The sequence below is a fragment of the Ideonella dechloratans genome (assembly GCF_021049305.1).
In the GTDB taxonomy this organism is placed as follows: Bacteria; Pseudomonadota; Gammaproteobacteria; order Burkholderiales; family Burkholderiaceae_C; genus Ideonella; species Ideonella dechloratans.
Genome location: NZ_CP088081.1, coordinates 1,855,182 through 1,879,903, shown reverse-complemented (window position 1 = coordinate 1,879,903; position 24,722 = coordinate 1,855,182). Strand labels below are relative to the sequence as shown.

Genomic DNA, 24,722 nt, shown 5'->3' with positions numbered 1-24,722 from the left:
CGTTGCATGGCGAGCTCTTCCTGGGTTATTCCTGCACCTCGTCCCACTGCCAGAGGGTGGCGCCGTAGTCGCCCCCCACCTCGGGCATCACCTGTCCCGCTTCGAAACGCTGGCGACTGTTGGCGCGAGCGGGGGTGAACCAGAAGCCGGCCTTGGGGCAGGGTTGGTTGGCTTCGCAGCGCAGGCGCAGTGCGTGGCCTGGTGATGCAGCATCGGCCTGAGTCAGCTTGGCATGCTCGCGAGCCCAGGCCACCAGATCCTTGGGGTAGTACAGGTACTTGTGCAGGCTGGAATCGTCTTCAATGCCCAGCAGCAGCACGGCCGCGCCCGCCTCGAAGCTCCAGTAGCCGTAGTAGCCGCCTTGGTTGCCGTTCTCGTCGGGCTTGTGACTGTCATGCCAGCCGGTGCCGGCCAGGTCCTTGTACCAGTGCTTCAGGAACAGATCGAGTTCCTTGAGCTGCTTGGCCGGCGTGTCTTCGGTCAGGGCGTAGAACAGGTTCTCGTAGGGGCGGATCTGGCAGGCGTGGTCCGTCTGATACCGCTTCTCAGGACCGACCACGTGAATCATGAACTCCTCATAGATCACATCGCAGCCGCCATTCGTGCCATCGACGCCGTCCTGGAGCGCAGCCAACCGGGGCAGAAGATCCCTGCGGTGCAGCAGGAAGCACAGGCCGATCAACTGCATCAGTTGGCAGTAGTCGTCGATGCTGGTGAACTCGAAGACCACTTCATTGCGGTCCTTGCGGAAGGACCACAGCAACTCGCCATAACGTTCGTAGGCTGCGATGACCTGCTCAAGCTCGGATCGCAGGGGCTCGATCAGCTCGCCGGCGGTGTAGCGCAGAGTCAGGCGATTGAAGAGCTCGAATCCCACTCCGCTGGCCAGTGAAAGATGAAGTCCTCGTTGGGTTTCCCTGGCTCGGAGTCCAACTTCAAGGCCGTCGTCGCCATGGATCACATCTTCGAATCTTGGCAGTTGGTCGCGATAGTAGGTTTCACCAAGAAACTGCTGCCGGCGCCGCTTTTGAAATTCCATACTGACCACCTTCATTACCCGCGCCTACGGGCTGCATCTTCGAGCCCGGCGCGATTGTCGACAACCTTGTCGATGGCCGCATCACCCCATTCCTTGGTGATCTCGTGCGCTGCATGAAATCCTGCTGGAACGCTCTGCTGCGCGGTCAACTTGATCAGCGCCTCGGCATGGGCAACAGCCTGCGGAATCGAGAAAAAGAGAATGTGACGGGAATAGACGGCCTCCTTCTTTTTGCGCAATACGTCCAAGTCTAGAGGGGCCATCTGCAATGCTTTGGGCAGACGCTTCTGAATCCACCCATGCCCCATCTGCGTGACCTTGCCGTTGGTCTGGCGAATGCTGCCGGGGCCGCTCGCACCTTGCCCGCCGGTACCTGAACGCCGCTGAAGTCCTCCGGAGTTGCCACCTTGCCGCTCCGTCTTGTCCCCCGCCTCACCCAGCAGCGCCTGGAGTGACTTGGTGGGGTCGTAACTGGCCTTGGCCTCGATGATGGCGTAGGGCTTGGTGGCCCCTGTGGTCTTCCAGACCGCATCGATGCCACGCCCGCGCACCAGCGTCGGCCACAGTTGCACCAGATGCCCGCCATCGTTGAGCTTGGCCGGGTTGAGGCCGCCCCCGTCGTGGGCGGTCTTGCTGCCCCAGCCCTTGGTGTCCTGGCAGTGGTAGTCGGCCATGTGCTCGCCCATCACGCCCAGGAACTTGTTGGCCAGGGTTTTGAAACGCGCCGTGCGTTGCTGGGCTGCGTTGGGGGTCTGGGCCTGGGCCGGGTCGCTGTGGGGGGCCTTCTCCTGCGTACCGGCCTTGGCGTGCGTCTCCGGCTTGGCCGCAGGCGTGCCCGTGGGCGCCTTGGCAGCCGGTGGCCCGTCGGCACTGGTCTTGCGTCCCTTGGCCAGCCAGCCGTCCACTTCCTTTTTGAAGCTGTCGAACTGTTTGGACAGGTTGGCGCGAATGCCCTCGACGCTCTGCTTGAGCTCGGGGCTGAGCCGGCTGGTCAGTCGTGGGTCGGCCAGGATGTCGTCCAGGGACTTGCGCAGCGTGGACAGATCAAGCACCTTGCGCAGCAGGGCCTCCGGGTCGCCCTTGTAGATCCTTCGGATCATGGCCAGCAGATCGTCCACCTGTGTGGCGCCAGCCTTCACGGAACGCAGCGCCCGCTTGGCGGCGTCGCCTCCCCCCGGAATCAAGCCGATGAGGGCGGTGATGAGGTTGAACCAGGCCAGCGGGCTGGCCGGTGCGCCACTGACCTCGATCAGTCCCTTGATGATGTCCCGAGCGTCCACCACCTGGCCCAGGATGGGCACGCAGCCGATCACCGTCTCGGCCAGGATGGCCCAGGGGGCGTTGTTGTCGCCTTTGACGAAGCTCAGGGCCTCGTTCTTGATCGAGTCGAACCACCCGCTGCGCTCGGCCTGGGCCACCGCAGCGCCTCCCTTGGCCACCGCCGTTGCGCCGCTCATGCGCCGTCTCCTTGCAGTTCCTGTTGCAGCGACTGCTGTTGCGCTTCGTCCAGGTAGTGCCAGAGGTTCTCGCCGGCGTCATCCGAACCTTCGTCGTTGAGTTCGGCACGCATCTCTCGCTGCTCGGCGGTCGCCTGCTCCGCCCAGAAGGCTTCGGCGCGTTCGAGGTAAGCCTTGATGTTGGCCTCGGCCTCTTCGTTGGTCTGTGCGCTGGGTTGGAAGTCGTTGGCGGGCAAGGCCACCCGGGCCTCCGGTTCAGCCGGATCCTCGCCATAGAACACGCGGGCAGACAGATTGGGTACCCCTTCCAGCCGGGCATGGCCGTTGGCATCCAGATGGCCTTGGCGCTGCGTGCCGTCTTCGAACACCACGGTGTAGGCCGCGCCGGCCACCGGCATCAGCCATTCGTCGTGCAGGTTCAACTCCATGAACACGGGTGCCTGGGAGAGCACCCCCGTGGGCAGCGCCGGCAAGCTCGCCGCCCGACTCCCTCCCCCCAGAAACCCATGCGTGGCCCCCTTGACCGCGAAGCTGCCCGGGGTGGTGACGGTGATGTTGCCGCCTTCGAGCGTGATGCCCGACTGGCCGGCGATGAGTTCGATCTTGCTGTTCGCGCTGATGCGGATCTCGTCGTTCACGCTGGTGATGGTCACGCTCTGATCGGCCAGCAGCTTGAGCTCGTCGGTGTGGGCGCGCAGCGAGACGGGCCCGTTGGCCGCCTTGACCTGCAGCCCGCCCTGGTGGGCGTAGAGGCTGGCGGTCTGGCCGGCGGCGATGGAGGCGGTATGGGCCACGCTGGCCTGCAGGTCTGCCTGCACGACCTGGCTCAGGCGCTGGCCGCTGAACTGCTGCACGCTGGCCGGGGTGGCCAGCAGCTGGGCCGCGGCGCTGTCCAGCACCACGGCGGGTTGGGCGAAGGCGGGGACAGGATCACCCTGGCTGGGGTCTCCTCCACTGTCTCGCCCATCCGTGGGGATCTTGGCGGCCTGCCCGTTGACCTGGTCCGGATGGCGCCCGTCCTGGGCCGGGTCCAGGGCCTGGTGCAGCTTGCTGAGGTCCTGGCCCTCTTCGGTGCTGGTCAGGCCCTGGGCCCCAATGGCCTGGGCGGCTTGCGACAGGCGCTGGCCCAGCTCGGTGGCCGATTGCAGCTGGGCCAGCGCCTCGGCCGCGTCCATCTGTGGGCCCTGGGCCGAGCCGTAGGTGCCGCTGCGCGCCTGGGTGCTCACCAGCAGGCCCTGGCCGGCGCGCAGGCTGGCCCAGCCCTGGGTGTTGGCTTCGAAGCCGCTGCCGCGCCAGGCGCCGCGCTGGGCGCTGCTCGGGCTCTGGTTGATCAGGTGGCCCAGGCTCAGCTCACTGCCCGTGTGGGTGGTGGCCAGCCGGGTGCGCAGCTGGCCGGGGGCGTCGTCCACCACCCATTGCTGCGTGTGCTGGCCATCCAGCGTGCGGCTGTGCAGGCCGGCCAGCACGCCGGGGTGGTTCACACCGGCGTCCACACCCGCCGCAAAGGGCGGGGGCTGGTCGCCGTTGGGCAGGCCGCCGGCGATGATGGGGCGGTCGATGTCGCCTTCGATGAACTGCACCACCACTTCCGAGCCGATGTGCGGCACCCAGACGGCGCCCCAGTTGGCTCCGGCCGCCGGGGTGGCCACGCGCACCCAGGTGCCGCTCTGCTCGTTGCCCGGGGCGTTGCCGGTCTCATCGGCACTGTAGGCGTGCGGCAGGCCGCCCGGGTTGGGGCTGGCGCCGCGTTGGAAGTGGAACTGCACCTTGACCCGGTGGTCGCGCTCGGTGGTGAGGGCTTCATCCTGCAGCCCCACCACCCGGGCGGTGAGCAGGGTGGGCGCGGTGGGCCGGCGCTGGGGGCGGGGCAGCACGGGTGCTGCGGCCGGCACGGCCTGGAACTGGTTGCGGTAGCCGCCCTTGGCCAGGGCCGTCTGCTTGAGCAGCTCGGCGGCCTGGTCGCCCAGGTTGTTGGCCACATGGTGTTCGACGGCCAGCACGGTGAAGGCGTTGTCGGGCCGCGGATGGCTGGCGGTGAGGGCTGCCGCATAGCTCGGGGCGGTGGTGTTGGCCCCGTACAGGGGGTGGTCGATCAGCTGGAACTGCGCGCCCGCCCGCAGCACCCGGGCACCGCCCTGGCCGGCAAAGCGCTTGGCCTGCAGTTCCAGGGCGCCCAGGGCCAGGCGGGCGGCGCGCTCGGCGGCCTGGGTGTCCGCAAAGCGATACGCCCCGCTGCCGTCGTACTGCTCCAGCCAGGGCACGTCGCCCAGGTCCAGGGCGCTGGCCAGCTCGGCGCTGGCCCCGGCCAGGTTGCGGTAGTTCCAGCTGCCCAGGGCCACGGCGTTGGGGGTGAGGCTGCGCTGGGCGGCAAAGCCGGTGATCGGGTCTTCCAGCCCCGCCACCACCGCGGTGGGGTGCAGGGCCGCAAAGCGGATGGGGCCCAGGTCGGCCCGCTCGGCCCCGGCGTCGGTGATGACCATCACGTGGCGGGCCTTGCCCTGCTCGTCGGCGGTGGCGGCGTCTTCGTCGCCCAGGTGCTCGATGTGCCAGCTCAGGCCCTCGCTGGCCAGCAGGCGCTGCACGAAGGCCCAGTCGCTCTCGCGGTACTGGATGCACAGCGAGCGGGTGCGCAGGGCCGAAGCGTCGGCCAGCTCCCAGCGCCACTGGGCGGCGGGGTAGTCGGCAAAGATGTCGTCCAGGATCTGGGGGGCCGTCTTGTCCTGGAAGACGAAGCTGTCGCGGCGCAGCTTGAGCATGTCCAACCAGGGCGCCATCACCAGGCGGTAGCGGGCCAGGCCGCCGTCGCTGCCCAGCTGGGCCGCCTCGGTCACATAGCCGTGCCAGGGGGCGTAAGTGCCATCAGCCTGGCGCAGGCCCACGGTCATCTGCTCGCCGATCAGGCTCTTGAGCGGCAGGTAGGCCGAGGTGGAGACCGCGTCCAGGATCAGCTCGAAGCCCTGGCCCTCGGCTTCGCGCATGACCAGGCGGGTGGCCACCAGGTTCAGCGCCGGCAGCGCGGTGCGCAGCGTGATCAGCCGCTCGGTCTCTTCCAGCCAGGTGAAGGCGCTGAGGACGTCGAGATCAGGAAACGAGGCAGCCATGCGGGGCACCGGCGAATGACAGAGCGGCCAGTGTCGCCAGGCTCCGCATCGTCACCATCCCCCGCCAGAGGGAGTCACCGCCGAAACACCCGCCTGCGGCAAGGTTTGGATACGGGTGTTACGTCGTCGACGATCACCCGCCCACAGCCTTCGACGACCTCAGTCTGTTCCGCCGTCGAGCAAGGCACGCAGCCCGGCCTCGTCCAGCACGGTGATGCCCAGCTCGCGGGCCTTGTCCAGCTTGCTGCCGGCCTCTTCGCCGGCCACCACGTAGTTCGTCTTCTTCGAGACGGAGCCCGTCACCTTGCCGCCGGCGGCTTCGATCAGGGCTTTGGCCTCGTCGCGGCTGAGCGTGGGCAGCGTGCCGGTCAGCACCAGCACCTGGCCCAGCAGCGGGCGCGGTGCGTCGCTGGCCAGGCCGGCCTCGTCGGGCCAGTACACACCGGCCGCGCGCAGCTGCTCCACCACCTCGCGGTGGTGCGGCTGGTCGAAGAAGTGGCGGATGCTTTCGGCCACCACCGGGCCCACATCGTTCACCTCCAGCAGCTCCTCCACGCGGGCGTCCATCAGCCGGTCGATGTTGCCGAAGTGGCGCGCCAGGTCCTTGGCCGTGGTCTCGCCCACATGGCGGATGCCCAGGCTGAAAAGGAAGCGGCCCAGCGTGGTCGTCTTGCTCTTCTCGATGGCGGCCAGCAGGTTCTGGGCGCTCTTGTCGCCCATGCGCTCCAGCGTGGCCAGGGACGTGAAGCCGAGCTTGTAGATGTCGGGGATGGCGCGCACGATGCCCGCGTCCACCAACTGGTCGACCAGCTTGTCGCCCAGGCCTTCCACATCCATGGCGCGGCGGCTGGCAAAGTGCAGCAGGGCTTGCTTGCGCTGGGCCGGGCAGGTCAGGCCGCCGGTGCAGCGCCAGTCCACCTCGCCCTCTTCGCGCTCGATGGGGCTGCCGCACACGGGGCACTGGCCCCCCAGGCGCTTGTACAGGTCAAAGGGCTCGCCCACGTCCTCGGGGCGCTTGTCCAGCACCACACCCACCACCTCGGGGATGACATCGCCCGCGCGGCGCACGATGACGGTGTCACCCACCCGCACATCCTTGCGGCGGGTTTCGTCCTCGTTGTGCAGCGTGGCGTTGCTGACGGTGGTGCCGCCGACGAACACCGGCTCCAGCTTGGCCACCGGGGTGAGCTTGCCGGTGCGGCCGACCTGGATGTCGATGTCCAGGAGGCGCGTCATCTGCTCCTGCGCCGGGTACTTGTGGGCCACGGCCCAGCGCGGCTCACGGGTGACGAAGCCCAGGCGCTCCTGCAGGGCCCGGTCGTTCACCTTGTAGACCACGCCGTCGATGTCAAACGGCAGGCTGTCGCGCAGCGCGGCCATGCGCTCGTGAAAGGCCACCAGGCCGGCCGCGCCCTGTACCACCGCGCGGTGCTCGCACACCGGCAGGCCCAGCGCGGCCACCGCGTCCAGCAGGCCGCTGTGGGTGGCGGGCACGTCCCAGCCCTGCACCTCGCCCAGGCCATAGGCATAGAAACTCAATGGGCGCTTGGCGGCAATGGCCGGGTCCAGCTGGCGCACGGCGCCGGCGGCGGCATTGCGCGGGTTGACGAAGGTCTTCTCGTTCTTGGCGCCAGCGGCAATGAGCGCGCGCTGCCGCTCGTTCAGGGCCTCGAAGTCGTCGCGCCGCATGAAGACCTCGCCGCGGATCTCCAGCACCGGCGGCGTGGCGCCGATCAGGCGCAGCGGGATCTGGCCGATGGTGCGGATGTTCTGGGTCACGTCCTCGCCGGTCTCGCCATCGCCCCGGGTGGCGGCCTGCACCAGCACGCCGTGCTCGTAACGCAGGTTCATGGCCAGGCCGTCAAATTTCAGCTCGGCGGCGTACTCGATGGGGGCCGCGTCTTCGGCCAGGGCCAGCTCACGCCGCACCCGGGCGTCGAAGGCCTCGGCCCCGCCGGCGGTGGTGTCGGTCTCGGTGCGGATGGACAGCATGGGCACCGCGTGGCGCACGGGCGTGAAACCGTCCAGCACGCGGCCCCCCACCCGCTGGGTGGGCGAATCGGCCGTCAGCAGGCTGGGGTACTGTGCCTCCAGCGCCTGCAGGCGCCGGAACAGGCGGTCGTACTCGGCGTCCGGCAACTCGGGCGCATCCAGCACGTAGTACTGGTGGGCGTGATGGTGCAGCGTGGCGCGCAGCTGTGCGGCCTCGGCGGCCGCCTCGGGCGGCACCGGCAGTTCATTCGTCGACATGGCGGAGCCCGGTGAAGATCAGCTGAACAGGCGCCGCGCCGCGGGCGTGCCGGCAGCCAGATCGTGCTGCTCCAGCGCGCGGTACAGCCGGCCCAGTTCCTGCCCGATGGTGGCGAAGGCATGCAGCGTGATCACGGTGCCGCGGTCGTCCACCAGGGTGGCGTCCAGGTCGTCGGCCAGGCGCCGGGCGCATTCCTGCCAGGCGGCAAAGGGCTCGCCGCTCTCGGGCGTCTGCGGCACGTCCAGGCTCAGGGACACCTCGCGCAGCGCGGCCTGACCGGGGTCGTCGGACAGAGCCACTTGCGAATCGAAGGCCAGCACCAGCACCGGCGGTGCGCCCTCGTCGGACGAGGGCAGCACCAGCCGGCCCGGCACCGCGCCCGGCACGAAGCCGTGGCGGGCCGCGCACTGCTGCAGATAGCCCACCGACCAGGCCACCGAATTGGCCCGCAGCAAGGCGGCCAGCTGGGCATCGTGCTGGCTGGCGAAGCCATCGAGCTCACGGGCGCGGGCCACCACGTCCAGCATGTCGGGGAAGTCCACCGTGGCGCCCAGCGCATCGGCAAAGGGCTGGATCTTCTGCACGAACTCGGAATACTCGATCTCGTTGACGGCGCCGCTGCGGTTGGCCATCTGCAAGCCGGCCTGGAATTCGCCGTAGCGCTGGCCCGGCCGGGGCACTTCCCACTCGCCGCTGTCGGCGTTCAGGCCTTCGATCTGGAAAGGCTTGCCACCGGCACGCCGGGTGGGCGGCAGGTGCTGCAGCGCCAGTTCGCCACTCACCGGCCCTTCGGGGGTGAGCGTGGCGATGGCGTCGATCAGGGCGTCGATGCGGGCGCTGCGGCGGGTGGGCAGCGGCCGGGCCACCGGCTCGGGCAGGCCATCCGCGGCGGGCTCGGCCAGCGAGGGCTCGACGGGCAAGGCGGGCCCGCCGCCCTCACCCAGCGAAGGCTCATGGCGCTGGCCCGGCTCCGGCAGCACCCGCGGCCCCACCTTGCGGGCCGCCCAGGCACCCTGCACCACCACGCCCAGCAACACCACACCGGCCAGGATGGCCAACCCCACTGTCAATGTCATGCCGCCTCCATCATGTTGACGGCGGCTTCCATGTCCACCGCCACGATGCGGGACACGCCTTGCTCTTGCATGGTCACCCCAATGAGCTGTTCGGCCATTTCCATGGCGATCTTGTTGTGCGAGATGAACAGGAACTGCGTTCCCTTGGTGGACATCTCGGCCACCAGGCGGGCGTAGCGTTCCGTGTTGGCGTCGTCCAGCGGCGCGTCCACCTCGTCGAGCAGACAGAACGGCGCCGGGTTCAGCATGAAGATGGCGAACACCAGCGCAATGGCGGTCAGGGCCTTCTCGCCCCCCGACAGCAGGTGGATGGTCGAGTTCTTCTTGCCCGGCGGCTGGGCCATCACCTGCACGCCGGCGTCCAGCACCTCGTCACCGGTCATGATGAGCTTGGCCGTGCCGCCGCCGAACAGGCTGGGGAACATGCGGCCGAAGCCCTCGTTGACCTGGTTGAAGGTGCTCATCAGCAGGTCGCGGGTTTCCAGGTCGATCTTGTGGATCGCGCCTTCCAGCGTGGTGATGGCGTCGGTCAGGTCGGCGGTCTGCGCGTCCAGGAAGGTCTTGCGCTCGCGTGCGGCGGCCAGTTCGTCCAGCGCGGCCAGGTTGACGGCGCCCAGGCTGGCGATCTCGCGGTTGATGCGGTCGATCTCGCCCTGCAGACCGTAGAGCTTGACCTGCCCTTCCTCGATGGCGCGGGCCAGGGCTTCCAGGTCCACCTCGGCGGCGGTCAGCTGTTCGAGGTACTGCTGGCCACCCAGCGCGGCGGCCTGCTGCTCCAGCTGCAGCTTGGTGATGCGCTCGCGCAGAGGCTCCAGGCTGCGCTCGAAGCCCAGGCGTTGCTCGTCGGCCTGGCGCAGCTGGTGCGACAGCTCGTCGTAGCGGATGCGCGTTTCGGCCAGGGCCTCTTCCTTCTCGGCACGGACGGCCAGGGCCTCCTGCAGGCCGGCCTGGGCGGCGGCGTCGTTGAAGCTCTCCAGCTCCAACTGCAGCTGTTCGCCGCTGGCCGTGTTGGCGTGGATCTGCTGCTGCGCGGTTTCGATGGCGCGCTGCAGCTCGCCCCGGCGCGAGGCCAAGGCGCGGGCCTGGAACTGGGCTTCCTGGGCCTGGCGCTCCAGCGCGCGCAGCTGCTCGCGGGCGCCGGCCAGCTTGCGCTCTGCCTGGATCACCGCCTCTTCCAGTTCGGCATGGCGCTCCTGGGTGTTGGCCAGTTCCATGTCCAGCTCCTCGAAGCGGGCCTCGCCGGTGGCGCGGCGCTCCGAGAGTTCGTCCATCTGGCCATCGATCTCGGCCAGTTCCTCTTCCAGCTGGCCGCGCCGGGTGTTGGCGGCCTCGGCCTGCTGGCTCAGCTGCACCCACTGCATCTGCAGTTGGTGCGCCTGGGATTGGGTGTCGCTGGCTTCGCGCCGGGCCTGGGCCAGGCGCTGGGCAGCCTCGGTGTAGGCCGCCTCCAGCCGGACCAGCGCGGTGCGGGCCTCGTCCACCAGCAGGGCCTGGGCGCGGGTGCCGCGGTCCAGGTTCTCGATCTCCTGGGCGCGGGCCAGCATGCCGGCCTGCTCGGAATCCTCGGCGTAGAAGTTGACCGCGAACTGCGAGACCGCGTGGCCCTTCTGGGTCATCAGCAGCTCGCCGTGCTGCAGCTGGGCGCGGCGGGCCAGCGCGTCTTCCACGCTGGCGGCGGTGTAGACGCCCGCCAGCCAGTCGGTCAGCAGGGCCTTGAGGCCCGCGTCTTCCACCCGCAGCAGGTCGGCCAGCGGGGCCAGGCCCGCGGTGCCGGCCGGCGGATGGACCGCCCCCGAGGCCGGCGGCGAATAGAAGGCCAGCTTGGCCGGCGGGGCATCCTGCTCGAAGGCCCGCACCGTCTCCAGCCGGCCCACGGACAGGGCGTTCAGGCGTTCACGCAGCGCGGCCTCCAGCGCCACTTCCCAGCCGGATTCGATGTGCACCTTGGCCCACAGGCCTTGCAGGCCGTCCAGCCCGTGCTTGGCCAGCCAGGGCTTGAGCTTGCCCTCGGTCTGCACCTTTTCCTGCAGGGTGCGCAGGGCTTCCAGGCGAGCGGTCAGGTCGGCCTGCTTGGCGCCTTCGCGGTTGACCAGGGCCTGCTGGTTGCGGCGCTGCTCGTCCAGCGCGGGCAGCTGTTCGCTCAGCTCATGCAGCCGGGCCTCGGCCTCGGCCGCGGCCTCTTCGGCGATGGAGAGCTCTTCGCGCAGGCTCTGCAGCTTGTCGGCGTCCGGCGCGGCCAGGCCCTGGCGCTCGCTGGCCAGGCGTTCGCGCCGGGCCCGCAGGCCACGGCTCTGCTCGTCGATGTTGCGGCTTTCGGCGGCCAGCACCTGGATCTGCTGCTGCACCTGGGCCACCACCGTGCGCTGCTCGTTGGCGCGGGCCTGGGCGGCACGCACCGCCTCTTCGTGCTGGGGCGATGAGCCCGCTTCCTCCTCGGCCTGGGCAGCCAGGATCTCGGCCTGCTCTTCGGCCGCGGCGATCTGCTCGGCGATGGTCTCCTGCTCGGCCAGGGCCTCTTCGCGGCGCTGCTGCCACTGCTCGTTCTGGGCCTGCAGTTCGCCCAGGCGGGCCTGGGCCCGCTGACGGCCTTCGACCACGTAGCGGATGCGCTCCTCCAGCCGGCTCACTTCCAGCGAGGCCTGGGCCAGATCCCCCTGGCGAGCGTGCAGCGCGTCGGAAGCCTCGTAATGGGCCTGACGGATGGTCTCGAGCTGGGCCTCGACATGGCGCAGCTCGGCCATGCGCGACTCCAGCGCATTGGTGGCCTCCAGCATGGCCAGCTTGACCCGCTCTTCCTCGGTGGCCGCATCGCGGTGCTTGAGGAACCAGAGCTGGTGCAGCTTGAGCGTGCCTTGCTCCTGCAGGCCGCGGTAACGGGTGGCCACCTCGGCCTGGTGTTCAAGCTTGTCGAGGTTGGCGTTGAGCTCTCGCAGGATGTCCTCGACCCGGGTCAGGTTCTCGCGCGTGTCCTTCAGGCGGTTCTCGGTCTCGCGGCGGCGCTCCTTGTACTTGGAGACGCCGGCGGCCTCTTCCAGGAACAGTCGCAGCTCTTCAGGCCGCGACTCGATGATGCGGCTGATGGTGCCCTGGCCGATGATGGCGTAGGCCCGCGGGCCCAGGCCGGTGCCCAGGAACACGTCCTGCACATCGCGCCGGCGCACCGCCTGGTTGTTGATGAAGTAGCTGCTGTTGCCGTCCCGCGTGAGCACGCGCTTGACGGCGATCTCGGCGTACTGGTTCCAGACGCCACCGGCCCGGCCGCTCTCGTTGTTGAACACCAGCTCGACGCTGGCGCGGCTGGCCGGCTTGCGGTTGCCCGAGCCGTTGAAGATCACGTCCTGCATGGACTCGCCACGCAGTTCGCTGGCCTTGGATTCGCCCAGCACCCAGCGCACCGCGTCCATGATGTTGGACTTGCCGCAGCCATTGGGGCCCACCACGCCCACGCGCTGCCCGGGCAGCTGGAAGGTGGTGGGCTCGGCGAAGGACTTGAAGCCGGAAAGCTTGATCTGGTTGAGCCGCATGCAGTGGGAACGGCGCCGATCCGTCGGTGGATCAGGCCTCCTCGCTAACCTGTTGATTTATGTGTATTTTTTGCCCATTTCAGGGCAAAGCAAGTGCGCAGCATGATACCATCGTGGCCTTCCCGTCCGGGCTGGTGCAGCAGCCCGAATCCCCAGTCTGGGCCGCCCGGCCATCCGCCGGCGCCGGCCCTGTTTGTTTTGCGCATTGCGCCTGTGCTGCCATGGCCCGTACCCCCGCCGCCCCCAAGACGACCGTGAAGACCCCCGCGAAGCCCGCTTCGAAGCCTGCTGCCAAGCCGGCCCGCGCCGCCAAGGCCGCCGCCGCGGCCCCGAAGGAGCGCCCGATGCCGGTCAACCCGCCGAGCGCGCCCTCGAAGGAGCTGCACGTCTTCCCGAACCCGGCGCCTGAGCGGGACTACGTCATCCAGTTCCAGATCCCCGAGTTCACCTGCCACTGCCCGCTGACCGGCCAGCCGGACTTCGCCCACTTCGTCATCGACATGGTGGCCGACAAGCTGTGCGTGGAGCTCAAGAGCCTGAAGATGTACATGTGGAGCTTCCGCAACGAGGGCGCCTTCCACGAGAAGGTGACCAACGACATCCTCAGCAAGATCGTGGCCACCACCAACCCGCGCTACGCCCGCATCACCGCGCGCTGGTATGTGCGCGGCGGCATCTACACCAACGTGATCGCCGAGCACCGCAAGCGCGGCTGGAAGGGCGACGCCGTGGTGCCGGCCCCCCACCTGCCGCACGCCACCGGCCTCTGACGCCTTGCCCAAGCTCGCCCCGCGTGCGCCGTCGCCAGCCTCTCAGCCGCCGGTCATCTTCGGGCCGCCCGCGCCCGACCGCGAGGCCCTGCTGATGGGCTGCCTGGCCATCCGCCCGCACTACCAGAAGTACGACGTGGCGGTGCGGCGCAGCCCGATCGATGGCTTCGGCGTGTTCGCGCTGGAGCCGGTGCCGCGCTGGCAGAAGATCGGCGAAGTCCGCGGCGAGTCCATCACCGTGGCCGAGGCACGGCGCCGCGCAGCCACGCTGGTACGCATCATGATCGTCGAGGTCTCGCACAAGACGGCGGTCGACCTGGCCCGCTCCACCGACCCGATGCGCTTCACCAACCACAGCTGCCAGCCCAATGCCCGGCTGAGCGTGGACGAGGGGCGCATCGAGTTCTACGCGCTGCGCGACATCGCCGTGGGCGAGGAGTTGACCGTGAACTACGGCGACACCCACCACGAAGGCCGCCTGGCCTGCCGCTGCGGCGCCCCGGGCTGCCTGGGCCGGCTCTGAGTCAGACGGCCGCCGGCTGGGCCGGCGGCTCGGGCGCCAGCCAGCGGTCCAGCGCCTTCTCCAGCGCCTGCACGTCAATGGGCTTGGCCAGGTGGGCGTTCATGCCCGCGGCCTGGCAGCGCTCCCGGTCTTCCTCGTAGACATTGGCCGTCATGGCCAGGATGGGCGTGCGGGTGTGCAGCGGCAGCGCGCGGATGCGCCGCGTGGCTTCCAGGCCATCCATCAGCGGCATGTGCATGTCCATCAGGATCAGGTCGTAGGCCTGGCTCTGGGCCCGCGCCACCGCCAGCACACCGTCGCTGGCGCAGTCCACCACCAGACCGTGCCGCACCAGCATGGCCTGCATCACCTCCAGGTTGACCGGGTTGTCGTCCACCACCAGCACGCGGTGGCCATCCCAGCGCACGGGCCCCTTGGCCGGTTGCGGCAGGGCCTCGGCCGGCGTGAATTCCTGCGGCGTCTGCAGCGGAACGACGATCCAGAAGCGGCTGCCCTCGCCCAGCTGGCTGGCCACGCCGATCTGCCCGCCCATCAGCTGGCACAGCTGGCGGCTGATGGTCAGGCCCAGACCCGTGCCACCAAAGCGCCGGGTGGTGGAGACATCGGCCTGCTCGAAGGCGTCGAAGACCCGCGCCTGCTGCTCGGGCGACAGGCCGATACCGGTGTCCCAAACCTCGCAGCGCAGCCAGACCTGCTGGCCCTCGCGGCGCAGCATCTGCACCCGCAGGCCCACCTCGCCCACCGCGGTGAACTTGATGGCGTTGCCCAGGAAGTTCAGCAGGATCTGCCCCAGCCGCCGCTCGTCGCCCCGCAGGTAGGCCGGCAGCAGCGGGTCGATGTCGGTGCGCAGCTGCAGCTTCTTGTCGCGCGCGCCGTGCTCCACCATGACCATGGTCCGGTGCAGCAGATCGACCGGCGAGAAGGTGACGATCTCCAGCGAGAGCTTGCCGGCCTCGATGCGGGACAGGTCCAGCACGTCGTTGATCAGGCCCATCAGATGGCCGGCTGCGGTGGAGACCTTGCCCAGCCGCTCCAGCTGGGCCGGGTCGGTGGTCGCGTCGCGCATCAGGCCGGTCAGGCCGATGATGGCGTTCATCGGCGTGCGGATCTCGTGGCTCATATTGGCCAGAAAGGCGCTCTTGGCCCGGCTGCTGGTCTCGGCCGCTTCCTTGGCCGCCGCCAGCTCGGCGGTGCGCTCGCGCACCTCCTGCTCCAGCCGCTGGTTCAGGGTCTGCAGCTGCGATTCGCTGGTCCGCAGGGCCGTTTCGGCCAGCTTGCGCTGGGCCAGTTCATCGGACAGCGAACGCAGATTGGCCACCAGGTGCTCGCGCATCAGGTTGAAAGCCCGGCTCAGGCGCTGCAGCTCGTCGGTGCCCTGCACCGGCATCTGGCGGGCCAGTTCGCCGCCGGCCACGGCCTCGGCGTTGCGGCTGAGCTCGTCCACCGGCCGGGCCATGCGGTCGGCAATGGTCCAGGCCGCGCCCAGGGCCAGCACGGTGAGCACACCCATGAAGATCAGCCAGTCCCGCTGACGGGACAGCGACAGCTGCTCGTAGCGGCCCCAATCTTCATAAGCCAGCACCCGCAGATCGGTGCCCGGCACCGGCTCGATGGCGCCGCGCAGCCGCGCGCCCTGCCACAGCACATCCATATGGGCGGCCTGGGTGCGGGTCAGCTCGGCCGGCAGGGGGTCGCCGTTCTGGATCTCCGGATCGGTCCAGGCGCGCACCGCCCCATTGCCGTCGAACACCAGGCCCTGCATGGTCGGCTGATCGGCCAGGGCCTCGGACAGGGTCTGCCCCAGCAGCCCTTCCTCCAGCCGCATGCGCAAGAGGCCCACCACCTTGCCCTCGGCGCGGATCGGACTCAGCACGAACAGCACGCCTCGCCCATCTTCCGGCGAGTGCATCGGGCCCACCACCGAGGGGTAGGTCCGGGACGCGGCCTGACGGTAATAGGCCTCGGAAGCCTCGATGCGGCCGATGCGCTGGGCCTGGGTGTCGGCGATGTCGATGCCCGCCGCGTCCAGCACGCCCACCGAGGTGGTGTTCACCGGCTCGCGCAGGCTCACCATGTTCACGACCTTGTTGAGCCACAGCGCGTCGGCCTTGTCCGGATGCTGCACGGCCTCGGCCAGCCCCGGGATGGCCGCATCGGCCCGGATGTTGTCCTGCAGGCGGAACAGGCGCTGGCTCAGGCCGCGTGCAGCCTCCTGGCTCAGGCCGCTGAGGATCTGATCCTGGGTGCCCTGGATCTGGTGCACATCGCGACGCAGTTGCAGGCCCGAGACGATGCCCAGCGGAATCACCGCCACGCCGAACAGCATGGTGGCCACGAACAGGCGGGTCCTCATGGCAGCAGTTCCCCGTCCAGCAGGTCCGTCGGGATCAGCGGCCGCACCACCGAACCCTTGTCCACGAAATAGTCGCTGTAGCGCTGGACGATGGGCGCCAGGGCGGGCCCCTTGCCGTCGGCGCCGATCATCAGCTGCCGGTTGCGGGGCAGGTTGATGAGCCGCAGCCCCTGAAGGGAGATGCGTTCGGGCTCCATATTGACCCGCCGGGCCAGCAGCTTGCGCGCCTCGTCCGGGTGGGCCAGCCACCAATCCACCGCCTGGAACCAGAAGCGCAGGAAGCGCTTGAGCAGCCGGCTGCGCCGCTGGATGGTGGCATTGGTGGCCACCAGCACGTCCGACACCAGCCCGGGTGTATCCAGGCTCGTGAAGAGCCGCTGCGCGCCGGCCGCCACCGCGCGGGAGGCGTAGGGGTCCCAGGTGTGACCCACGTCCAGCTTGCCCGCCCCCAGCAGCGAGGGCACCTCGGCCGCGTCGGCGTTGACCCAGGACCACTGGGCCGATTCCAGGTGCTGGCGCCGGATGAACTCCTGCAGGAAGACCTCGCCGAAGCCACCCAGGTTGGTGCCGATGGTGTAGTGACCGTCGGGGCGCAGCTTCAGCCCCGGCCGGGCCAGCACCATGTCGCCACCGGCGGATTCGTCGGTGATGGTGATGACCTTGACCGCCAGGTGGCCGCGCGTGATGGTGATCAGGTCGCCCAGCGAGGCGCCCATGACGTCGTAGCGGCCGGCGGTGAAGTCGGCCAGCATCTTGTCGGTGTCGCCGGGGTAGAAGACCTTGAGCTGGATGCGCTCGGGCGACAGCCAGCCCAGCTCGTCGGCCAGCACGCCCGGCAGGTAGCCGGGCCAGAGGTCGATGGCCAAGCGCAGCGTCTCGTTGGCCTGGGGCAGCTCGGGGGCACGACCGCAGGCGGCCAGCCCGCCGGCCAGGGCCGGTGCGGCCACCGCATGCAGCAGCTGGCGCCGCCTCATCGCCTTGCTCCCGCTCGCCACATGCTCGGTGCTCTTGACGTCAATCGTTCTGCCGGAAGAAGAACCGGCCCCCAACATACCCCAGTCGGCACCTGCTTGTTTGACGCAGGTGGCCGGGTTCGATCGATGCTACAAGATTTGTTGCAAATCCGGACTTGCCGTTTCACGCAGGCGACAGGCCAACCGCTCACCGATAATTCATGCCCATGAACCCGCTGCTCGGCCGGCTGCACGCCTACCCCTTCGAACGCCTGCGCGCGCTCACGCGCGACATCACCCCCAACCCGGCCCTGCGGCCGATCAGCCTGGGCATCGGCGAGCCCAAGCACCCGGCCCCGGCCCTGGTGGAGGAGGCGCTGTGCGCCCACCTCTCCGGCCTGTCCAGCTACCCGGCGACCGCCGGGGAGCCGGCCCTGCGCGAGGCGATTGCCGGCTGGGTGCAGCGCCGCTACGGCGTGGCGCTGGACGCGGCCACCCAGGTGCTGCCGGTCAACGGCTCGCGCGAGGCCCTGTTCTCGCTGGCCCAGACGGTGCTGGATCCGGCCGAACGCGAAGCGGTGGTGGTCTGCCCCAACCCGTTCTATCAGATCTACGAAGGCGCGGCCCTGCTGGGCGGGGCCAACACGGCCTTCGCCAACAGCGACCCGGCCCGCAACTTCGCCTGCGACTGGTCGCAGATCGACGAGGCCACCTGGGCCCGCACCCGCCTGGTCTTTGCCTGCTCGCCCGGCAACCCCACCGGCGCGGTGATGCCGCTGGACGAATGGCAACGTCTGTTCGAGCTGAGTGACCGGCATGGTTTCGTGATCGCCAGCGATGAGTGCTATTCGGAGATCTATTTCCGTTCTGAAGCCCCGCTGGGGGCGTTGCAGGCCGCCAAGGCCCTGGGCCGCGACGATTTCCGCAACCTGGTGGTGCTCTCCAGCCTGTCCAAGCGCTCCAATGTGCCGGGCATGCGCTCGGGCTTCGTGGCCGGCGACGCCCGCATCCTCAAGGCCTTCCTGCTCTACCGCACCTACCACGGCAGCGCCATGAGCAAGACGGTGCAGATGGCCAGCATCGCCGCCTGGAACGACGAGGCCCATGTGCAGGCCAACCGGGCGCTCTACCGCCAGAAGTTCGAGCGCGTCACCCCCATGCTGGCCGAGGTGCTGGACGTGAAGCTGCCCGACGCCGGCTTCTACCTCTGGGCCGCCGTGCCCGGGGGCGACGACATTGCCTACAGCCTGGGCTTGCTCGCTCAATACAATGTGGCGGTGCTGCCCGGCAGCCTGCTGGCCCGTGAGGCCCATGGCGTGAACCCCGGCGCCGGCCGCATCCGCATGGCCCTGGTGGCCGAAATCGACGAGTGCGTGGAAGCCGCCCAGCGCATCGTCGACTACACCCGCTCCCTCTGACCCTTCCTCCCTGCCCTGTCATGACGCAACAACTGCAGAACATCATCGAAACCGCCTGGGACCAGCGCGCCGAACTGAGCACCACCCAGGCCCCGGCCGAAGTGCGTGAGGCAGTGGCCCATGTGATCGCCGAGCTCGACGCCGGCCGCCTGCGCGTGGCCGAGCGCCAGGCCGTGGGCCAGTGGCAGGTCAACCAGTGGATCAAGAAGGCGGTGCTGCTGTCCTTCCGCCTGAACGACAACCGCGTGATGCGCGCCGGTGAGCTGGCCTTCTTCGACAAGGTGGACACCAAGTTCGGCGCCATGGACGACGCCACCCTGGCGGCCACCGGCGTGCGCGTGGTGCCGCCGGCCATGGCCCGCCGCGGCAGCTTCGTGGCCAAGGGCGCCATCCTGATGCCCAGCTACGTGAACATCGGCGCCTACGTGGACGAAGGCACCATGGTCGACACCTGGGCCACCGTCGGCTCCTGCGCCCAGGTGGGCAAGAACGTGCACCTGTCCGGCGGCGTGGGCCTGGGCGGCGTGCTCGAACCCCTGCAGGCCAACCCGACCATCATCGAGGACAACTGCTTCATCGGCGCCCGCTCCGAAGTGGTCGAGGGCGTGATCGTCGAGGAGAACTCGGTGATCGGCATGGGCGTGTACATCGGCCAGAGCACCCCGCTGTTCAACCGCGAAACCGGCGAAATCAGCTACGGCCGCGTGCCCAGCGGCTCGGTGGTGGTCAGCGGCAACCTGCCCAAGACGACAGCCTCCGGCCAGGCCTACAGCATGTACGCGGCCATCATCGTCAAGCGCGTGGACGCCCAGACCCGCTCCAAGACCAGCATCAACGACCTGCTGCGCGGCTGACACGGCACGCCCGCCGTTGGCCCCTTCTGCCCCTTTTCCACCTATGCTGTCGGCTCCGACCTTTGGGAGATCTCGCGGATGAACATGCAACGTGTCCTGCAGCTGATGGCGGAAAAAGGGGCGTCCGACCTCTACCTGTCGGCCAATGCCCCGGCGCTGCTGAAGATCAACGGGCAGCTGATGCCCATCACCGACCATGTGCTGGCCCCCAGCATGCCCCGCGCCCTGCTGGCCGAGGTGCTCTCGGCCGAGCAGCTCGAGGAGCTGGACCAGACCGGTGAGCTCAACATCGGCATCGGCATCCCCAAGGTCGGCAGCTTCCGGCTCTCGGGCTTCAAGCAGCGCAACAGCATCGCTGCGGTGGTGCGTTGCGTGCCGGTGAAGATCCCCTCGATCGACACCCTGAACCTGCCGCCCATCCTGGCGCCGCTGTCGCTGGAAAAGCGCGGCCTGATCCTGATGGTGGGGGCCACCGGCACCGGCAAGAGCACCACCATGGCCGCCATGCTGGAGTGGCGCAACCAGAACGTCTCGGGCCACATCCTCACCATCGAAGACCCGATCGAGTTCCTGTTCAACAACAAGCGCTCGATCGTCAACCAGCGCGAGGTGGGGCGCGACACGGCCAGCATGCACATCGCGCTGAAGAACGCGCTGCGCCAGGCCCCGGACTGCATCATGATCGGCGAGATCCGCGACCGCGAGACCATGTCGCAGACGATCTCCTATGCCCTGTCGGGCCACCTGGTGCTGGCCACGCTGCACGCCAACAACAGCTACCACGCCCTGGGCCGGATCCTCTCCTTCTACACGCCCGAAGCCCGCCCCGCCCTGCTGGCCGACCTGTCTGCCGCCCTCAAGGCCATCGTCTCGCAGCGCCTGCTGCGCTCGATGAAGGGCGGCCGCGTCCCGGCTGTGGAGGTGATGCAGAACTCCAAGCTGGTGGCCGAGATGATCGAGAAGGGCGACTTCGCCGGCGTCAAGGAGGCCATGGAGCGCTCCCTGGCCGAAGGCTCCCAGACCTTCGAGCAGGAACTGGCCAAGATGATCAAGGAAGGGCTGGTCTCGCGCGACGAGGCCCTGGCCCAGGCCGATTCGCCCACCAACCTGCTGTGGCGTCTGCAGAACGAGCAGGCCCCGGTGTCGCGCGTGGCCCCCACCACCGCCGAGCCCGACAGCCCCTCCTTCACCGAAATCACGCTGGACGTCGTGCCCGAAACGACGCCGCCCGCCTCCCTGGTCAGTGCCCGCACGCGCTGAACCCGTTCCTGCAGTCCTGATGTCCGATACCCTGCGCCTGGTCGAAGACCTGATCGCCCGCCCTTCCGTCACCCCGGCCGACCATGGCTGCCAGGACCTGATCGCCCAGCGGCTCACCGCCCTGGGCTTCGTGGCCGAGCACCTGCCCTTCGGCCCGGAGGACTTCCGCGTCCAGAACCTCTGGGCCGTGCACGATGGCGGCCGCCCCGGCCCCACGGTGGTCTTCGCCGGCCACACCGACGTGGTGCCCCCCGGCCCGCTGGCCCTCTGGAACAGCGACCCCTTCGTACCCAGCCACCGCGAGGGCAAGCTCTTCGGCCGTGGCGCGGCGGACATGAAGACCTCGGTGGCCGCCATGGTGGTGGCGGCCGAGGAGTTCGTGCGGGCCCACCCCACCCACACCGGCCGTGTGGCCTTCCTGATCACCAGCGACGAGGAAGGCCCCTCGGTCGACGGCACCGTCAAGGTGGTGCAGGCCCTGCGCGAGCGGGGCGAGCGGCTGGACTGCTGCATCGTCGGCGAGCCCACCTGCGTCGAAAAGCTCGGCGACATGATCAAGAACGGTCGCCGCGGCTCGCTCTCGGGCAAGCTCACCGTCACCGGTGTGCAGGGCCATGTGGCCTACCCGCAGCTGGCGCGCAACCCGGTGCATGAAGCCGCCCCGGCACTGGCCCAGCTGGCCGCCACCGAATGGGATGCCGGCAACGAGTACTTCCCGCCCACCACCTGGCAGATCTCCAACATCCATGCCGGCACCGGTGCCACCAACGTGATTCCGGGCGAGCTGGTGGTGGACTTCAACTTCCGCTTCTCCACCGCCTCCACGCCCGAAAGCCTGAAGGCCCGGGTGGCCCAGGTGCTGGACCGCCACCAGCTGCAGTGGCGCATCGACTGGACGCTGGGCGGCGAGCCCTTCCTGACCCCGGTGGGCAGCCTGGTCACCGCGCTGAGCGAAGCCATCCAGGCGGAGACCGGTGTGAGGACCGAGCTCTCCACCACCGGCGGCACCTCCGACGGCCGCTTCATTGCCAAGCTGTGCGAACAGGTGGTGGAATTCGGTCCGGTGAACGCCACCATCCACAAAGTCAACGAGCATGTGGCCGTGGACAGCGTGGAGCCGCTGAAGAACATCTACCGCCGCACCCTGGAAACCCTGCTGGCCTGACCCATGACCGTCCTGGAACTGATCGAGCGCAGCAGCGCCCGCCTCACCGAGGCGGGCGTTTCGTTTGGGCATGGCACCACCAACGCCTTCGACGAGGCCGCCTGGCTGGTGCTGTGGTCGCTGGACCTGCCGTTGGACGCGCTGGACGAAGTGGCCGAGCAGCCGGTGCCGCCAGACGAAGCCGCCAAAGCCGCCGAGCTGATCGAGCGCCGCATCCACAGCCGACAGCCGGCCGCCTACCTGACCGGCGAAGCCTGGCTGCAGGGCGTGCCCTTCACGGTGGACCCGCGGGTCATCGTGCCGCGCTCGCTGATCGCCGAGTGCCTGGCCGATGCCACCATCGACCCCTGGCTCAGCGAAGAGACCCACACCGTGCTGGACCTGTGCACCGGCAACGGCAGCCTGGCCGTGCTGGCCGCCATGGCCTGGCCCGAGGTGCAGGTCACCGGCGCCGACCTCTCCGACGATGCGTTGGCCGTGGCCCGCATCAACATCGAGCGGCACGGCCTGGCCGACCGCATCCGCCTGGCCCAGGGCGACGGCCTGCACGCCGTCACGGGCCAGACCTTCGACCTCATCCTCTGCAACCCGCCCTATGTGAACGCCGAAGCGATGGCGGCCCTGCCGCCGGAATACCTGGCCGAACCCCAGCTCGCCCTGTCCGGCAATGCCGCCGGCGGACACGACGGCATGGATTTCATCCGCCCGCTGCTGCAACAGGCCGCGGCGCACATGAACCCCGGCGCCGTGCTGGTGCTGGAGATCGGCCATGAGCGCGACTTCTTCGAAGCCGCCTTCCCCCTCCTGGACGTCGTCTGGCTGCCCACCAGCGCCGGCGACGACCAGGTGCTGCTCGTCACCCGCGATGCGCTGACCGCGCCCGGCGCCCTGCCCGGCCCGGCCTGAACCCGCGGGGGACGTCGAACCGCATTCGGACGTTCCATGATCACTCTTCGCAATGTGACGCTGCGCCGCGGCGTCAAGGTGGTGCTCGACAGCGCCACCGTCACCCTCAACCCCGGTGAAAAGGTCGGCCTGGTCGGCCGCAACGGCGCCGGCAAGTCCAGCCTGTTCGCCATGCTGGCCGGCCGCCTGGGCGCCGACGCCGGCGACTTCGAGATCCCGCCCAAGTGGCGCCTGGGCGAGGTGGCCCAGCACATGCCCGAGGTGGACACCCCGGCCACCGACTTCGTACTGCAGGGCGACCTGCCGCTGATGGAGGCCCAGGCCGCGCTGGATGCGGCCGAAGCCGCCGATGACGGCCACGCCATGGCCGAGGCCCACCTGGCCCTGGAAGAGGCCGGCGCCTTCGACGCCAAGGCCCGCGCCCAGACCCTGCTGCTGGGCCTAGGCTTCAAGCTCGACCAGGTGATGGCGCCGGTCAACAGCTTCTCCGGTGGCTGGCGCATGCGCCTGCAGCTGGCCCGCGCCCTGATGTGCCCCAGCGACCTGCTGCTGCTGGACGAGCCCACCAACCACCTGGACCTGGACGCCCTGGTCTGGCTGGAAGGCTGGCTGCAGCGCTATGCCGGCACCCTGCTGGTCATCAGCCACGACCGCGAGTTCCTGGACGCCATCACCACCGTCACCCTGCATCTGGACGAGGCCAAGCTGACCCGCTACGGCGGCAACTACACCCGCTTCGAGGAAATGCGCGCCGAGCGCATGGAGCAGCAGGCCGCGGCTTTCTCCAAGCAGCAGGACCGCATCGCCCACCTGCAGAAGTTCATCGACCGCTTCAAGGCCAAGGCCACCAAGGCCAAGCAGGCCCAGAGCCGGGTCAAGGCGCTGGCGCGGATGGAAAAGCTCGCCCCGGTGCTCACCGCGGCCGACTTCAGCTTCGAGTTCCGCGAGCCGATCAGCCTGCCCAACCCCATGCTGGCCATGCGCGACGTGGTCTGTGGTTACGTCGGCGCCAACGAGGACGGCAGCGACAAGCCCATCGTCCACGGCATCAGCCGCACCGTGCTGGCGGGCCAGCGCATCGGCATCCTGGGCGCCAACGGCCAGGGCAAGTCCACCGTGGTCAAGACCATCGCCCGCGCCCACCCGGCGCTGGCCGGCACGCTGACCGAGGGCAAGGGCCTGGCCATCGGCTACTTCGCCCAGCAGGAGATGGACCTGCTGCACGGCGACGACAGCCCACTGCAGCACATGGTGCGCCTGGCCAAGGCCTGCGCGGCCCACCTGGGTGGCGAGGGCCGCGAGCAGGACCTGCGCAACTTCCTGGGCCAGTTCCGCTTCGAGGGCGACATGGTGCACCAGCCCATCGGCACGCTCTCGGGCGGCGAAAAGGCCCGTCTGGTGCTGGCCAGCCTGGTGTGGCAGCGCCCCAACCTGCTGCTGCTGGACGAGCCGACCAACCATCTGGACCTGCAGACCCGCGAGGCCCTGTCCATGGCGCTCAACGAGTTCGAGGGCACGGTGATGCTGGTCAGCCACGACCGCGCCCTGCTGCGCGAAACCTGCGACGAGTTCTGGCTGGTGGCCGACGGCGAGCTCAAGCCCTTCGACGGCGACCTGGACGACTACCAGAAGTGGCTGCTGGAGCGCAGCCGCGAGGCCCAGCGTGCCGCCAGCGGCAAGCCTGCGGCGCCGGCCCCGGCGCCCAAGGCCAGCGCGGCGCCCGCGGCAGCATCGGCCGCACCCTCACAGGTCCCGGCACCCGCACCGTCCGCCGGCAACCACAGCCGGGAAGACCGCAAGGCCGCCGCCCAGGCCCGTGCCAAGTTGGCCGACCTGACCCGCCCGCTGCGCAACGAGCAGGCCCAGATCGACAAGCGCCTGGAGAAGCTGGGCCGCGAGAAGACCGAGGTCGAGGCCCTGCTGGCCACGCCGGGCCTGTCGGGCGATCAGTTCGCCGAGCACGGCCGGCGCCTGGCCCACATCCAGGCCGAGCTGGCCATGCAGGAAGAGCGCTGGCTGGAGCTGGGCGAGGAGATCGAGGCGCTGACCCGCCAGGCGGGCTGAGCACCCCG

Annotated in this window: 16 protein-coding genes; 8 read left to right on the top strand and 8 right to left on the bottom strand. The window is 69.3% G+C overall.

The genetic code is table 11. The features are described from left to right. Positions 1-25: 25 nt before the first annotated feature. The 6 genes from LRM40_RS08745 to smc all read right to left on the bottom strand — a co-directional run bounded on the left by LRM40_RS08745 (position 26) and on the right by smc (position 12,448). Positions 26-877 carry a PoNe immunity protein domain-containing protein gene (locus LRM40_RS08745; RefSeq protein ID WP_231067804.1) on the bottom strand — a complete coding sequence of 284 codons (852 nt, stop codon included), beginning with the start codon at positions 875-877 and terminating at the stop codon, positions 26-28. A 176-nt stretch (positions 878-1,053) separates the two neighbouring features. Next, a complete protein-coding gene (locus LRM40_RS08740) occupies positions 1,054-2,496 on the bottom strand; it encodes a hypothetical protein (RefSeq protein WP_151125229.1) in 1,443 nt (480 codons plus the stop codon). After that, positions 2,493-5,597 (bottom strand): type VI secretion system Vgr family protein, encoded by a 3,105-nt coding sequence (locus LRM40_RS08735; RefSeq protein WP_151125228.1) that lies wholly within the window; start codon positions 5,595-5,597, stop codon positions 2,493-2,495. Before LRM40_RS08735 ends, LRM40_RS08740 begins: the two co-directional genes overlap by 4 nt. 159 nt (positions 5,598-5,756) lie before the next feature. Next, on the bottom strand, positions 5,757-7,847 hold the full coding sequence (ligA, locus tag LRM40_RS08730; RefSeq protein ID WP_151125227.1) for an NAD-dependent DNA ligase LigA: 2,091 nt from the start codon (positions 7,845-7,847) through the stop codon (positions 5,757-5,759). A gap of 18 nt (positions 7,848-7,865) precedes the next feature. Further along, complete coding sequence (locus LRM40_RS08725; RefSeq protein WP_151125226.1) at positions 7,866-8,924, bottom strand: cell division protein ZipA C-terminal FtsZ-binding domain-containing protein; 1,059 nt, start codon at positions 8,922-8,924, stop codon at positions 7,866-7,868. Then, complete coding sequence (gene smc, locus LRM40_RS08720; RefSeq protein WP_151125225.1) at positions 8,921-12,448, bottom strand: chromosome segregation protein SMC; 3,528 nt, start codon at positions 12,446-12,448, stop codon at positions 8,921-8,923. Before smc ends, LRM40_RS08725 begins: the two co-directional genes overlap by 4 nt. 344 nt (positions 12,449-12,792) lie before the next feature. Here smc and queF point away from each other — a divergent pair, with 344 nt between their 5' ends. Next, on the top strand, positions 12,793-13,218 hold the full coding sequence (gene queF, locus LRM40_RS08715) for a preQ(1) synthase (RefSeq protein WP_040500338.1): 426 nt from the start codon (positions 12,793-12,795) through the stop codon (positions 13,216-13,218). A gap of 4 nt (positions 13,219-13,222) precedes the next feature. Then, on the top strand, positions 13,223-13,741 hold the full coding sequence (locus LRM40_RS08710) for an SET domain-containing protein (RefSeq protein ID WP_231067803.1): 519 nt from the start codon (positions 13,223-13,225) through the stop codon (positions 13,739-13,741). 1 nt (position 13,742) lies between these two features. Here the strand turns inward: LRM40_RS08710 and LRM40_RS08705 are convergent, their stop codons facing one another. Together LRM40_RS08705 and LRM40_RS08700 are read right to left on the bottom strand one after the other, a co-directional pair. Next, positions 13,743-16,094: a hybrid sensor histidine kinase/response regulator gene (locus tag LRM40_RS08705; RefSeq protein WP_151125224.1), complete on the bottom strand. Its 2,352-nt coding sequence runs from the start codon at positions 16,092-16,094 to the stop codon at positions 13,743-13,745. After that, positions 16,091-17,068: an ABC transporter substrate-binding protein gene (locus LRM40_RS08700; protein ID WP_170288933.1), complete on the bottom strand. Its 978-nt coding sequence runs from the start codon at positions 17,066-17,068 to the stop codon at positions 16,091-16,093. Before LRM40_RS08700 ends, LRM40_RS08705 begins: the two co-directional genes overlap by 4 nt. Positions 17,069-17,274: 206 nt before the next feature. Between LRM40_RS08700 and dapC the strand changes: the two genes are divergently transcribed. The 6 genes from dapC to LRM40_RS08670 all read left to right on the top strand — a co-directional run bounded on the left by dapC (position 17,275) and on the right by LRM40_RS08670 (position 24,714). Next, positions 17,275-18,465 (top strand): succinyldiaminopimelate transaminase, encoded by a 1,191-nt coding sequence (gene dapC, locus LRM40_RS08695; RefSeq protein WP_151125222.1) that lies wholly within the window; start codon positions 17,275-17,277, stop codon positions 18,463-18,465. Between the two features lie 20 nt (positions 18,466-18,485). Beyond that, the gene (gene dapD, locus LRM40_RS08690; RefSeq protein WP_151125221.1) at positions 18,486-19,319 is read left to right on the top strand and encodes a 2,3,4,5-tetrahydropyridine-2,6-dicarboxylate N-succinyltransferase; all 834 of its coding nucleotides are present in this window, start codon (positions 18,486-18,488) and stop codon (positions 19,317-19,319) included. Between the two features lie 78 nt (positions 19,320-19,397). Then, a complete protein-coding gene (locus LRM40_RS08685) occupies positions 19,398-20,579 on the top strand; it encodes a PilT/PilU family type 4a pilus ATPase (protein ID WP_231067802.1) in 1,182 nt (393 codons plus the stop codon). 19 nt (positions 20,580-20,598) lie between these two features. After that, positions 20,599-21,744: a succinyl-diaminopimelate desuccinylase gene (dapE, locus tag LRM40_RS08680; RefSeq protein ID WP_151125219.1), complete on the top strand. Its 1,146-nt coding sequence runs from the start codon at positions 20,599-20,601 to the stop codon at positions 21,742-21,744. Positions 21,745-21,747: 3 nt separating this feature from the next. Beyond that, complete coding sequence (prmB, locus tag LRM40_RS08675) at positions 21,748-22,650, top strand: 50S ribosomal protein L3 N(5)-glutamine methyltransferase (protein WP_151125218.1); 903 nt, start codon at positions 21,748-21,750, stop codon at positions 22,648-22,650. Positions 22,651-22,686: 36 nt separating this feature from the next. Then, positions 22,687-24,714, top strand: coding sequence for an ABC-F family ATP-binding cassette domain-containing protein (locus tag LRM40_RS08670; RefSeq protein WP_151125217.1), 2,028 nt, complete (start codon positions 22,687-22,689; stop codon positions 24,712-24,714). Positions 24,715-24,722: the final 8 nt, after the last annotated feature.